This window comes from Shewanella sp. MF05913 (assembly GCF_059758095.1).
Window position 1 is genome coordinate 93,021 of the sequence record NZ_JCAYNT010000013.1, and the last position, 13,190, is coordinate 106,210.

The 13,190-nt window shown below is 42.2% G+C and carries 11 protein-coding genes; 1 reads left to right on the forward strand and 10 read right to left on the reverse strand.

The genetic code is table 11. The annotated features are described in order from the left end of the window. Positions 1 to 3 precede the first annotated feature (3 nt). The 10 genes from mshL to AC19MV_RS15240 form a co-directional block, all read right to left on the reverse strand. The gene (gene mshL, locus AC19MV_RS15195) at positions 4 to 1,662 is read right to left on the reverse strand and encodes a pilus (MSHA type) biogenesis protein MshL (RefSeq protein WP_498308626.1); all 1,659 of its coding nucleotides are present in this window, start codon (positions 1,660 to 1,662) and stop codon (positions 4 to 6) included. A 13-nt stretch (positions 1,663 to 1,675) separates the two neighbouring features. Then, positions 1,676 to 2,011: an MSHA biogenesis protein MshK gene (locus AC19MV_RS15200; protein ID WP_432400837.1), complete on the reverse strand. Its 336-nt coding sequence runs from the start codon at positions 2,009 to 2,011 to the stop codon at positions 1,676 to 1,678. Beyond that, positions 1,992 to 2,648, reverse strand: coding sequence for an MSHA biogenesis protein MshJ (locus tag AC19MV_RS15205; protein WP_498308628.1), 657 nt, complete (start codon positions 2,646 to 2,648; stop codon positions 1,992 to 1,994). The genes AC19MV_RS15200 and AC19MV_RS15205 overlap by 20 nt, the downstream gene beginning before the upstream one ends. Beyond that, entirely contained in the window at positions 2,645 to 3,265 is a 621-nt protein-coding gene (locus tag AC19MV_RS15210) for a PilN domain-containing protein (protein ID WP_498308630.1), read from the reverse strand. The genes AC19MV_RS15205 and AC19MV_RS15210 overlap by 4 nt, the downstream gene beginning before the upstream one ends. Continuing rightward, positions 3,262 to 4,143 carry a biogenesis protein MshI gene (locus AC19MV_RS15215; RefSeq protein ID WP_498308631.1) on the reverse strand — a complete coding sequence of 294 codons (882 nt, stop codon included), beginning with the start codon at positions 4,141 to 4,143 and terminating at the stop codon, positions 3,262 to 3,264. The genes AC19MV_RS15210 and AC19MV_RS15215 overlap by 4 nt, the downstream gene beginning before the upstream one ends. 313 nt (positions 4,144 to 4,456) lie before the next feature. Then, positions 4,457 to 6,364, reverse strand: coding sequence for an RNase E specificity factor CsrD (gene csrD, locus AC19MV_RS15220; protein ID WP_498308633.1), 1,908 nt, complete (start codon positions 6,362 to 6,364; stop codon positions 4,457 to 4,459). Between the two features lie 160 nt (positions 6,365 to 6,524). Then, the gene (locus AC19MV_RS15225) at positions 6,525 to 7,772 is read right to left on the reverse strand and encodes a malic enzyme-like NAD(P)-binding protein (RefSeq protein ID WP_498308635.1); all 1,248 of its coding nucleotides are present in this window, start codon (positions 7,770 to 7,772) and stop codon (positions 6,525 to 6,527) included. 435 nt (positions 7,773 to 8,207) lie between these two features. Beyond that, complete coding sequence (gene rpmE / locus AC19MV_RS15230) at positions 8,208 to 8,420, reverse strand: 50S ribosomal protein L31 (protein ID WP_432400825.1); 213 nt, start codon at positions 8,418 to 8,420, stop codon at positions 8,208 to 8,210. A 157-nt stretch (positions 8,421 to 8,577) separates the two neighbouring features. Continuing rightward, the gene (locus AC19MV_RS15235) at positions 8,578 to 9,816 is read right to left on the reverse strand and encodes a hypothetical protein (protein ID WP_498308637.1); all 1,239 of its coding nucleotides are present in this window, start codon (positions 9,814 to 9,816) and stop codon (positions 8,578 to 8,580) included. A gap of 261 nt (positions 9,817 to 10,077) precedes the next feature. Then, positions 10,078 to 10,902: a FimV/HubP family polar landmark protein gene (locus AC19MV_RS15240; RefSeq protein ID WP_498308639.1), complete on the reverse strand. Its 825-nt coding sequence runs from the start codon at positions 10,900 to 10,902 to the stop codon at positions 10,078 to 10,080. An 81-nt stretch (positions 10,903 to 10,983) separates the two neighbouring features. Here AC19MV_RS15240 and priA point away from each other — a divergent pair, with 81 nt between their 5' ends. Continuing rightward, positions 10,984 to 13,179, forward strand: a complete 2,196-nt coding sequence (gene priA / locus AC19MV_RS15245) for a primosomal protein N' (RefSeq protein ID WP_498308640.1) — start codon at positions 10,984 to 10,986, stop codon at positions 13,177 to 13,179. Positions 13,180 to 13,190 lie beyond the last annotated feature (11 nt).

Below are 13,190 nucleotides of genomic sequence, written 5' to 3' on the forward strand. Positions count from 1 at the left end.
TCATTACTTAGAAGGATACCAACGTTCAATCAAATCTTGCGAACGCTTGAGTTCATCTTTCCAGGTGTCTAAACCCACCACAGTTGGCTTAAGTAAGATAATTAATTCGGTTTTTTGCTTTGATTTACTACGGCTCGTAAAGGCTTCGCCCAAAAATGGGATATCACCTAAAAATGGTACTTTCGATACAGTTTCGATGTTCTCACTCTTCATTAAGCCACCAATCACCACCACATCACCTGATGCAGCTCTAATGACCGTATCCGACTCGCGGATCTCACTTTGTGCTAATGGTAGCTCTAACGTTGAATCGCTAATTTGAATGGTTTTGGTTTGCTCTTGCACGTCAATAACCGACGGATGTACGTGTAGTAGTACATTGCCATTTTCGTCAATTTGCGGCGTTACATCTAAAGCAATACCAGAGAAAAAGGGTGTTAACTCAACCTCTGGCGTGGTCACGGTGGTGGTCGATGACACTGTTGTGGTCGACACATCGGTCACAAAGTATTCGTCGTTACCCACTTTAATCACCGCTTTTTGGTTGTTGGTCGCGGTCACTCTTGGGCTTGATAGCACATCAACATCACCTTGAGTGTCGAGTAAACTAATCATGGTACTAAAATCAGTACCTTTAACGTTAATGGAAGTCACACCACCGATCACTGAAGATATAGTATTGCCTAAACCCTGACCAGCGGAGGTACTAAAATCAATGTTAGTATTACCCACATGCCCTAATACATTTTCCCACTGTATGCCTTGCTGATAACCATCAGACAAGGTCACCTCTAAGATTTTGGCTTCTAATATGACCTGGCGTTGTAAATGGCTTTCAGCTTTAGTCAAAAAAGCCCGAACTTGTCTTAACTCATTAGGAAAAGCGCGAATGGTCACTAAACCCGCCTGCGGAGTCACAACCACCTGACGCCCGCCACCGGTTTCACCAATAATTGACACTAATGTGGCTTGTAGCTCACCCCAAAAGTCAGTTTTAGTAGTGGAGCGGATAAAGGTACCGTTACTTTGTTCATTACTGCCCGAGCTGCTGTTGCTGTTAGAATTGCTCGAGCTACTAGAACTACTATTGTTATTGCTACCGCTACTTGAGTTGTCATTATCATCTGAGATACGCCCTGAACTCACGGACGTTAACGATAAACCTTCACGTTGCATATACAGGTAATTTAATGGGTATGTTTCTGTGCGCATTCCTGATGGGAAAACCCGTAAAATTCGGCCCTGGCGGCTCACTTCGTAACCGTAAATATCTTCAACGACTTGAAGTGCTTCAGACAAGGTGACCGCTTTTAGTGATAACGAAATGGTGCCTTGTACATCGGGATGCACTGCCACACTTAATGGCGTGTCTTTAACTAAGCTAGGGAAAAAAACTCGAGCATCAACATTATTTGCCGACACATCAAAGCGACGCTCTGCAGGGAGCACTTTTGCCGAGGTAAGCGCATTACTACCATTCAACTCGCGCTGCACTTCTGCAGGCATGGTGGCTGGCGGCGGAGTAACATCTGCATTAGCTTGTGCTTGCTGCCTTGACTCAGATAACGCTGACTTAACCGTTTCAGGATCTGGTCTATCTGTTGTTTGACAAGCAACCAAACACAGCGACATCAGAGGGGTAACATATTTAATTACTTTCATTTTTATTCTTATCCTATCGCTCTGTTATCGACTGAAATAGCTGAAGTTTTCTGCCATCTGACAAGGTAACGCTGTCTTGGCCTATCGAAGTTACACGTAGCCCTACACCACTAATCGTGTCACCCACTGAGAGAATATTGTTATTAATTACCGCATATGCACGCTGCCCATTGACGATACTGTTAAGCACCATGGTTTGCTGGGGAGCGATATTCGAACTCACAGCAACATAACCCTGGCCGGGCAAAGTTGGGTCTCGTAACGATTGGGCTTCTGCGTGGGAAGCAAGCACTATTACGCTACTGACCATCACAGCCAGTGCGTTAACGCTAATTCTGTTTAGCAACACTGATAAAGTCCTTATTCACACTCAGTGTGTAAAGTTCTAATTGAACGAGCGCATTAGGATGTGTCTCAACACGATAATCCAAGCGCTTCCAATACAATTTGTCTGGCATATTTTCCACCGCAGAGACAAACGCTAAAATGGCAAAATAATCACCTTGTAGACTTAACTTAATACCATGACTGTATAAATTAACGTTACTGCCCTCACCCATATTTAATAATGGAGTAGGTGCAATGGAGGCGAACGATTTAAGGGTCACGCCTTTTACATTACCCAGTAAGTTGGCTAATACTGTCGGCATATAATCTGCTGGCACCATATCAACCATTTGTGCATCTAACTCGGCATCAATGGCTAACATCTGCTCATTCACTAGCAATAAACGTTGCTGGTAATCTTGATTAGGATCTAGCTGCAAGCGCTCTTGATATAAAGTAATTTGTTGCCGTGATATATCATTTTCTTGGTTTAAGCTAGTCAATTGCCTTTGCATTAATTGCCGTTGCTTCCAAAGAGATTCCAAGGGTAAATACAACAACATGCCAATCACAACAACACTCGCAAGCGCAATTAAGACTCGCTCCCGTTGACTGAGCTGATTAAACTTTTCTGACCAGTTCGCCCATTGTTGCTTCATTGTGAGGGCTCCTTGTCAGCAGTTTGACTGGTTAATTTGAACATTAATGGTTGATCATCACCCCGGTCCATCGTCATCGCTGAAAAAGCATAGCCCTTTAACGTCGAGGTATTTTTTAGTCTATCAATCCATAATGGAATGCTTTGTGGATTGCGACCATAACCTTCAAACTCGATGCGCTGCGGAGCATTATCTTGCTGAGAAATACTGATATGGCTGAGCCATACGTTGGCATCTGCGACGGCGGCTAAATCAGTCAACATAGGCGAATAGCCTTGACTGATAAGGTTTTTACGCTGGCCGAGTTCATCTTTTAAACGTATTTTTAAATCTAGACGCTGCTCTTCCAACTCAACTTGCGCCACTAAGGCTGAATCAGGTTTTCTCGCGGCAATTTGCGCTTCTAACTGTGTTTTTTGTGCCGTTAACTGATCTTTATCATTACTCGCTTGCTGCTGAACAGCGTGTAACTGATTTTGCTGCCACGATCCGATGCCATAAAAGGCAATGCATAGCCCAAACAAAAGCAATAAAGTCACCGCCAGGCGTGTGAAGGTTAATCGCTGCTGTTGCGGCAATAAGTCGGCAGTATATAAATTAACGCTGGTTTTTATCACGCATCACCTCGTGTTAATTCTTGTAATGCTAACTGAGCGAATAATCCACTCATACCATCATGGGTTTGTGCATGCACTTTTTGATTGAAATTGGCCCCAACTAAGTTGGCTAACGCGCTACTATCGCCATCTGCGGCAATGGTAATAGATGTTACAGGCGCTTGGCGAAGTTGGCTTTCGAAATAATCCATCGAACGTTGGATTTCAAGACTTAAGTTATCAGCAATACCTTGTTGTAATTCATCGTAAGTTGCTGAGCTGAGCTGATTAAAACCACGCACTCGACGTTGCATTAACACTTCACCCGCTTTCACTACCATGAGCAAAAGCTCTTGCTGGGGTAAATGTGCGACTAACATGTGCGCCATATTGTCGTTAGGTAGCATATGCCTTAGCACTAACTCCTCAATGCTAATACCTGCAATGGTTAAACTGCTTGCTTCACATGCCGACGCAAACTTCATGAGTAACTCACGGCTCGTCACCACGACGCTGAGTTTGGCGCTTGGGATAATGCTAGACTCAAAATAGTCTAAATGAATGTTGCCTACCGGTTCTGACACCATATCTTTAATCGCCCAAATTAATGCTTGGGCAATTTCAGTTGTTTCAACATTGGGTTTGTCGGCTTGTAAAAGTTGATAATGAGCATAAGACAAGACTAATTGCATTCGAACATGGCCAAATTGTACTTTTAGCTGTTCAAATGCTTGGTTCCAATTGTGTTTAACCACCGGAATTTTCGTAATGGTATTAGCAGATGTCCCTTTTTGAGTTTTACACACCCATAACGAGCTGTCAGAGATAAAAACACCGACCTCTCCCGTTATTTTGGATGACTTCCAAAAGGCTAATTTACACAAAAAACCACTTTTCATTACGCGTCCCATACTCACTAACGTGATAATTATTCGAGATTATTGGTTTACTATACGATGAAAAAACTCAATAAAACCCATTCTACCCCAAAAATCCTGAACATAACGATGACTAAAACAATATCTCATTAGCGGGTTAGTGTTTTTTGCGTAATAGCTCATCATAAATGATGAAAACTTCACCTCAAATACATTGTTAATGTTTTAATATTGTTACATTAATAACAATATAGCATAGCTAATTAAAGACCAATGCAAAAGTAAAGAAACTAAGCACTTAAACTTTAAGATTGAAGTATTAGCTTTTTTGACGTTAGCTCTCAACTATTTGATCTAAATACTCACCCTGCGCCGCACTAACGCCTAAAATTTTCAATGTTTGCCACTCTTCAAAACATTCTACACCTTCAGCAATTACCTTTACCTCAGCACGGTATAGGCCACCAATTAAGCTTCGAATAAACAGTTGATTTTCTGAACGTTGATGCACTTGCCTAACAATCGAACGGTGCAATTTTACTAAATCAAAATGGTGCTCTTGAATATAGTGCGTCCCTACGACATGTTGACCAACATGATCTACGGCTAATTTCGCCCCCATCTTTCTCAGCATGTCTAATGATTTAACGAGAGCAGGATTACTTTGATGTTTAACAATAATATCTTCTGACACCTCAAAAATAAGCCTTGAAGCCAAAGGTCGATGCTCAAGTAAGGTTGACTGAATCCAACGCACAAAAGCACGACTCACTAACGTATCGAGACTCAAATTTATACAGTAAGTCGCGGTGTTTTGAGGCATCAAATCAAACAATACTTGCGATAATATTTGCCGTTCGATTTGCGGCATTAAGCCACACTTATTGGCCATTGGAATAAACAAGGTCGCACGCACTTCATTACCCTGATTATCAAGGGCTCGGCTAAAGACTTCGTAATGCAGGATACGGTTATCACTGTCGACGACCGCTTGTTGCAGGGTAAAGAAACGTTTTGCCACCAGTGCATTTTCAAGAAAGCTGCGCCACCGCACAGAACCTTTGGCAATTTCTTCATCAACAGCGCCTTTGTCATACATAAACCAGTTATTCACTCGTTGTAATTGCGCCGCGCGAAGTGCCATTTCGGCCTCTTCAACCAGCTGAACCTGCAAGTCGCCCGCTTTAAAAAATGCACTGCCTAAATGTAAAAAGTTATCCGGATTGCCTAAACCATAAAAAGGTAACGCTAAGCAGGTTTTTAGTACCCGCTGAGCCAATTGATCCGCTTCAGTAAGCGATAATTGTGGAACAACAATCACTAATTGCTGATAGCTTCTGCGGGCAAAAATACTGTCTTCGTATTGAGCTAATACCGCAGTTATGGCTTCTGTGGTTAAAGTAAACATAGCTTTAAGGCCACTTTCACCTAACTCTTCTTCCACTAAATCCATGTCGTCAAACTCAATCAACATCAATACCCCATGGGCAATCATTTTTTGATTATGACTTAATGCATCTAGGCGATTTTGAAAAAAGATGCCGTTACCGATTTGAGTTTGTTTGTCTAAAAAGGTGTCTTTGCGAATAAACTGGTCTAAACGTCCACGTTCTTTATGAGCATCATCCAGATCGCTCAATAATTTGCTGATCGCCCGATTAATCATTCGCGGCTTACCGTTTGTGGGCACTTGAGCTGCTTGAACTAAATCGCCTTCTAAAATTAATTTACTGCGTAAAGCAAGTTGTTCAATGCCGTCAAGTTCTCGGGAATACCAGCCATGCCCAAAACGAACAAAAATCCCGATGGCAATAAAACCGATAATAACAATAACCAATTCCGACCAACCAAGATGATATAAAGAAAATGGCGGTGGCATGGTGAGTGATAATCGCAAACCATTATCAAGTTGATTCTGATATAGAGTAAGGCTATTTTTGGCAACACTTAAGTTGTCGTGATGATATTCATACAATAATTTATCACCCTGACTTAAGCTGAAATCAACGGCATTATAAGCAGACAATAATGGTGGCAACCAAGTAGACAGCTGGCTATTATCTTGCCGCTTACTGTGCTCAACCAACATAATTTCGAGTTCAGTGACTTTTTGCTGCTGAAAAGTATAGGTGAGTTGTATAAAACTCATGATTGCGCACAGAAGAAACACAAAGGCGACTGCCGCTAATGAAAGTAACCAAAAACTGGTTAATTTTTTTGTAAGGATCTTGGTGAGTTTCATTTATCCGCTATCCTGCTGGATTTATTTTTATGGTCTAGCCCAATTAAATCTTTATCAGTATAACGATTGTGCTCTATAAGTTCACTAGTCGTTTAAGCGCATATAAAAAAGGGGCTTTCGCCCCTGAGTTTATCGTCGATATAGCTTAATACTTTAGACTTTAGACTTTATATTCACTCGGCAATGTAGTGATTTTAGCTACGCCAGAATCTATTGCCGCTTGCGATACTGCACGAGCAACAATAGGCAGTAATCTAGGATCCATCGGTTTTGGAAGTACATATTCTGCACCAAAACTTAATGAAGTCACTTTAGGATAGGCCGCTAGCACTTCTGCTGGCACAGGCTCTTTGGCCAAATTAGCGATAGCATACACTGCCGCTAATTTCATTTCATCGTTAATAACAGCAGCACGCACATCTAATGCGCCTCTAAAAATAAACGGGAAACACAATACGTTGTTAACTTGATTAGGGTAATCACTGCGGCCAGTCCCCATAATCAGGTCATTGCGAATAGCATGTGCTAATTCGGGTTGAATTTCAGGGTCGGGATTTGAGCACGCAAAAATTACTGGATTAGGTGCCATTAAGGCAATGTCTTCAGCCGCTAGCAAATTGGCACCTGACAACCCTAAAAACACGTCCGCATCTTTAATCACATCTTGCAGAGTACGTTTGTCAGTATTATTAGCAAACAGCGCTTTGTATTCGTTTAAATCTTCACGGCGAGTATGGATAACCCCTTGTCTGTCGAGCATATACACATTTTCGCGCAGCGCACCACACTTAACAATCATGCTCATACAGGCAATGGCCGCAGCCCCAGCACCTAAACAAACAAATATCGCATCATCAATTTTTTTACCTTGAATTTCTAAGGCATTCAACATCCCTGCGGCGGTAACAATGGCCGTGCCATGCTGATCATCATGAAACACCGGAATACTACAACGCTTAATGAGTTCGCGTTCAATTTCAAAACACTCTGGTGCTTTGATGTCTTCTAAGTTGATGCCACCAAACGTGTCCGCTATCGACTCAACAGTATTGATAAAGTCTTCGGTGGTCCGGTGTTTAACTTCAATATCAATAGAGTCAATGTTGGCAAAACGCTTAAATAAAAGCGACTTACCTTCCATGACAGGCTTTGAGGCTAATGGGCCTAAATTGCCAAGGCCTAAAATCGCGGTACCGTTAGTAATGACCGCGACAGTGTTGCCTTTATTAGTATAGCGATAGGCATTTTCAGGGTCTGAGGCAATCTCACGTACGGGTTCGGCTACACCAGGGCTATACGCCAAAGCTAGGTCGTGACTAGATTGGGCTGGTTTCGTGAGACACACAGCCGTTTTGCCTGGAACGGGGAATTCATGATAATCGAGAGCTTGTTGACGAATATCTGACATTGTATACATCCTGAAATGCGCTATTTAGTATCATTAAAATTGTGACTAGCACTATGAACACATTGATTATGCTAATCATCGAAAGTGTTTTAACGATACGCTATTACCGTGTTGATAGAAATCAAAAACTCAGTGACAGGATGAGTTGACCGGCCTAAACAAGCTTAGGTTTTGTTAATCAAACTAAACTAACATGAATATATATAAATCAAAGAGTTAAAAATGTAGGAAAATAACAAGATTTAGCAGAATAAACCGTTTTAACAGGCGTTATTTGTTATTTATTTTGCTTAAATAACAATAAAAATAGTTTTAGGCATTTTTGCATTGTTTACAGCTTAAAAATAAGTTTCCACTACAGCACAATGTCATTATGCGAACGCTAAAAACAAAAAAGGCGCCAAAGGCGCCTTTATGAAGTTAATTGCAGGGCAATTACTTCTTAGCAAGCACGCTGAAACGCTTGTTGAACTTGTCAATACGACCACCAGTATCAACAACTTTCTGAGTACCAGTATAGAATGGGTGACATGCGCCACATACGTCTAAGTGCAAGTTTTTACCAGCAGTAGAGTTTACTTTGATGATGTTACCACAAGTACAAGTTGCAGTGATTTCAGCGTAATTTGGGTGAATACCAGTTTTCATTTGGAGTACCTTAAATTGAAGGCCATGTCGCCATCACAACCCGAAGTTGGACACCACATGAAGTTAATAACAATATGTTTTAGGCGCGAGATAATACAGTGTCCGACAAGCTCAGACAAGTAGAATTTATAAACGCCCATGCTTTAGCAAACTAAGACTACCTCTGCTTACGCTCAAGCGCTTCATAGGTCAGCTGATCTTTAACTGCGTTTTGATATTGCTGTAGCACCTGGTTTGATGGGCAATCTAAGTGACTGTCGGCCATTAAGAGGTAAATTTTCTGTTTAAAGAATGCATTAGGGTTGGCATGGTATAACGCTAGCATGGCACCATAGACATTGGTGTGTAGCTGTTGATGATTACGCGTTGCCACACGCCATAAATTGTCGTCAGGGCGCTTATCAATTGAACATTGCTGCACACTTTGATTTTCTAGCACATCAGCTTTTACTACATCAGCTACAACTTCAGTCACATCGGCGACATTAATACGATTACTCGTGGTGACCTCAGTGTCTATTTTGGTATGATCGACTGAAGCGGCTGCTTCGTTCACCTGGATATGTTGTGATGCCGCTTCTGGCGCTTTGTTAGGAAGTGCGCGTGTTGGCGCTTGGGCTATCGCGCGAGTTTGACCTTGCTGACTGGCCACTAAGTCGTCAAATGTCACTCTATCAACATCAACATTTTGGTACTTCACTAAAATATTAGCAGGCGGACAACGCAATGAGCTGTCTAGCTGTAACATACTAATTTTGTTTTGATAAAAAGCTTGTGGATTGGCCTCATACAAAGCCAGCATGGCCCCATAAATGTTAGACCCCCACTGTTTACGATATCTAACCGCAATTTTCCATAATGAGTCATCCTGCTGCTTAAGAATATTGCAGCCCTCTAATAACTCTTGGGTGGCAGCCAGCACAGGTGCTTTAGCCACAACGCGGGTGATTTCTGCAACCTGTTGTACAGACGAGGACGAAGTGGGTAACTTCATTTTTTTGATGGCAACAGGCTGGTGATTACTGGTTGGTAATACTTGATTAAATAACGGCACAGGTGAATATTGTTGCCATTTAGCATTGCGATACTCAGAGACAATTAATGCTGAGTCAGGATCACGTAGCTGTTCTTTACCCGACAAAATAAACACGTCGTTACCTTGGCGTTCTACATCGAGTTTTTCTAATACAATATTATCTTGATAAATCTGGCGTAAATAAAACGTTAGTCGAGACAAATCATGATGTTCAGTCACAACATTAACGGTTAATGTGGGTAATTGACCTTGTTCAAAGGCGGCGGTATCAATACTAATATGACTGACTTCTGCAATGGCTGCAGGAATATAACCCACAGCGAGTAATGCCATTATGGCTAGCACCTTTACGCATTTCATCAAATCAATCCCTTACTTAAAACGGCTTCAAAACAACGCAACTGACGTTGTAAATTTACTTAATACAGTCTTTATTATTGTTTATCACTCTCGAGATAATATTGTTGAATTATTTGCACATGGGCTTATTTTTGCTTAAATAACCTGTATTAACGCAAACAACTATATAAATTAACATCCGCGGCTGCAACCAATTACTGACCAATAAGAGTAATTACTCAACACTTTGTGTACCTTAATCACAGTTACCGATTAAATAAGCTATCTCGCAGCATGTTTAGCTTCTATCACTTCAAATACTTTTTTATCGACTGCTTTATTATCGTATTGCGCCAATATTTCTGTCGACGGACACGCCAATAGCGCATCTTTAAGCAATAAATGAATTTTTTGTTTAGAAAAAGCCAACATGTTGGCCTCGAAAATCGCTAGCATTGCACCGTAAACACTGGTGTTCCATTGCTCTTTATAACGATCGGCAATACGCCACAATGTATCTGAATTATCTTTGACAATTTCGCAATTATCGGATGTTCTTGGCTGTAACACGGGTTCGCTAACAGTATTCGTCTTAACCGCTTTTACCGCATTGTTTTTAACCACAGTAACCGCAACGTGATTTGTCACATCTGCTTCTACTGGCCTAGGTGCGTTGGTTGGTTGATTACTCGTACTCGGTAACGGCTGAGCCTCAATAAATGCAGCACTCGTAAATGAAAGTGGCGCATCAAATAAAGCTAATACCGCTAATAATACCGCTTTGTTTTGCTGGTTTTCAGTAATCACTAACTGCGCATAACGGTCTGTGACGGGCTTTTTGCCATCGAGTTGCACTAAAAAACGATTAATCGGTTGTATCGATAACCTTTGTTGTTGCATGTCTCCATCAACTTGTTGGCGTATATAAAAACTAAGTTGTGACAAATCATCATTTTGTGCCACAACATTCACTTTTAATCGCGGTTGCTGGTTCAACTCTGACTGACGACTATTAATGCTGACATGATTGACTTGCGCTAACGCTTGTTGAGCATTAACACATAATCCGAATACCAAGAATAAGACCCTATAAAGTCTTTTACGCATAACACTTACCCTATCTCTTTGATGACACTTAGAGGTAAACTGATCCACAATCCCTAATAGAATTGAAAAATGTGAAACCCTATGCCCGTGTTTGTTGAAGTCGCCTTACCCGTCCCATTACGCCAAAATTTTAGTTACCGCGTAAAAGACGAACAGCAAACAACACTGCAAATTGGGTTGCGCGTTAAAGTGCCGTTTGGGCGCCAACAGCTCATAGGGTTAATCACCGCAATAACCGACACTTGTGATTTAGCACCGCAACAAATTAAATCTGTTACAACAGTGCTAGATGATGCCCCATTACTGCCCGACTCGCTATATAAATTAACGCTTTGGGCGGCAAGATATTACTTTACTTCGCAAGGTCAAATGCTCAGCCAAGCCCTTCCCGTCGCCCTGCGTAAAGGCCTCGATGCTACACCGCAAGCCATGGTTGAATATCATTTAAGCGAACAAGGTCGCCAAGCTGACTCAAGTGTTCTTAAACGCGCTCCAGCACAAAAAAAACTGTTCGATTTATTGCTGAAAAACCCGCTAACTCAAGATGAATTTACCACCCAACTATTAAGTAAATCAGCGCTTAAAGCATTGCAAGATAAGCAATGGATTGAACAAAAAAGTGCAGTCATTACTCATGACTTAAGCTGGCGTCAGCACCTCATCATGAACGAGTCGCCACACAAATTAAATAAACAACAAGCCGTAGCGGTTTCTGTACTCACACAACAACAAGGGTTTCATTGCACCTTACTAGAAGGGATTACGGGATCAGGTAAAACCGAAGTCTATTTAACCTTACTCGAAACCATTTTAAAACAAGGCAAACAAGCGCTTATTTTAGTGCCCGAAATCGGCTTAACCCCACAAACCATCAACCGCTTTAAACGCCGGTTTGAAGTCAAAGTGGCGGTGATTCATTCAGGATTAACCGACAATCAACGGCTTGAAGCCTGGCGACAAGCACGCGTTGGTGAAGCGGCGATTATTATTGGCACTCGTTCCGCATTGTTCACCCCCATGGCGTTTCCTGGTCTTATTATTTTAGACGAAGAACACGACAGCAGCTTTAAGCAGCAAGAAGGTGTGCGCTACCACGCCCGAGATCTAGCCGTAATGCGTGGGCATTTAGAAGATATTCAAGTGGTGCTTGGTTCTGCTACACCCTCGCTTGAAACCCTACAAAATGCGTTGTCTGGCCGTTATCATCACCTTGAATTAAGCGAGCGCGCGGGAGCTGCACAAAAAGTCAAACAAGGCATCATCGACATTACCTCGCAGCCCTTAAAAGCCGGCATGTCAGCCTCGTTAATTAACGAAATGCGCATGCACCTTGATGCAGGCAACCAAGTATTACTGTTTTTAAACCGTCGCGGCTTTGCCCCTGCGTTGTTGTGCCACGAATGCGGCCATTTACATGAATGTGACCGTTGCGATGCTTTTTTTACTGTGCATCAAGGTTTAAACGAAATTTGCTGTCACCACTGCGGTAATCAATATGCTATCCCTAAACAATGTCACGAATGCGGTAGCACCATGTTAATGGGACATGGTTTAGGCACTGAACAACTCGAGCAAGAGTTAATTAAGCTTTTTCCTAAACATCCGGTTGTGCGTATTGATCGCGACACCACTCGGCGCAAAGGCTCCCTTGAGCAACAACTACAAGGGATTTACATGGGAAAATATAAAATTCTGGTTGGCACCCAAATGCTGGCTAAAGGGCATCACTTTCCCGATGTAACTTTAGTGGGGTTATTGGATGTTGACGGTGCGTTATTCAGTGCCGATTTTCGGGCGCCTGAGCGTTTTGGTCAGCTATACACTCAAGTATCTGGCCGTGCTGGTCGCGCCGACAAGCCTGGCAAAGTCCTGCTGCAAACCCACCAAAGTGACAACCCTATTTTGCGCGACTTACTGCAACGGGGTTACGGCGAATTTGCCCGAAGCCAGTTAATTGAGCGCCAACAAGCATTATTGCCGCCCGCATGGCACATGGTGTTAATTAGAGCGGAAGCGCATTTAGCACAAGACGCGGACGCTTTTTTAGCCCAAATAAGTCAACTTATTCCGCAAGATAAAGATCTTGAAGTCATCGGCCCCATACCTGCACCATTAGATCGTAAAGCCGGAAAATATCGACGTCAGTTAATGTTACAAGCCAAAAGCAGGAATCGATTACAAAGCGTATTTGAACATGTGTTAACTCAAATTGAACAACTACCTGAGGGTAAACGCTGCCGCTGGACCATAGATAGAGATCCGCAAGATTTAATGTAAACCACGTTATA

Bases quoted from the DNA above. Each gene is read 5' to 3' on its own strand.
- AC19MV_RS15225 (WP_498308635.1), bottom strand. From the start codon at position 7,772: ATGTCAGATATTCGTCAACAAGCTCTCGATTATCATGAATTCCCCGTT.
- AC19MV_RS15235 (WP_498308637.1), bottom strand. From the start codon at position 9,816: ATGAAATGCGTAAAGGTGCTAGCCATAATGGCATTACTCGCTGTGGGT.
- csrD (WP_498308633.1), bottom strand. From the start codon at position 6,364: ATGAAACTCACCAAGATCCTTACAAAAAAATTAACCAGTTTTTGGTTA.
- mshL (WP_498308626.1), bottom strand. From the start codon at position 1,662: ATGAAAGTAATTAAATATGTTACCCCTCTGATGTCGCTGTGTTTGGTT.
- rpmE (WP_432400825.1), bottom strand. From the start codon at position 8,420: ATGAAAACTGGTATTCACCCAAATTACGCTGAAATCACTGCAACTTGT.
- AC19MV_RS15240 (WP_498308639.1), bottom strand. From the start codon at position 10,902: ATGCGTAAAAGACTTTATAGGGTCTTATTCTTGGTATTCGGATTATGT.
- priA (WP_498308640.1), top strand. From the start codon at position 10,984: ATGCCCGTGTTTGTTGAAGTCGCCTTACCCGTCCCATTACGCCAAAAT.
- AC19MV_RS15215 (WP_498308631.1), bottom strand. From the start codon at position 4,143: ATGAAAAGTGGTTTTTTGTGTAAATTAGCCTTTTGGAAGTCATCCAAA.
- AC19MV_RS15205 (WP_498308628.1), bottom strand. From the start codon at position 2,648: ATGAAGCAACAATGGGCGAACTGGTCAGAAAAGTTTAATCAGCTCAGT.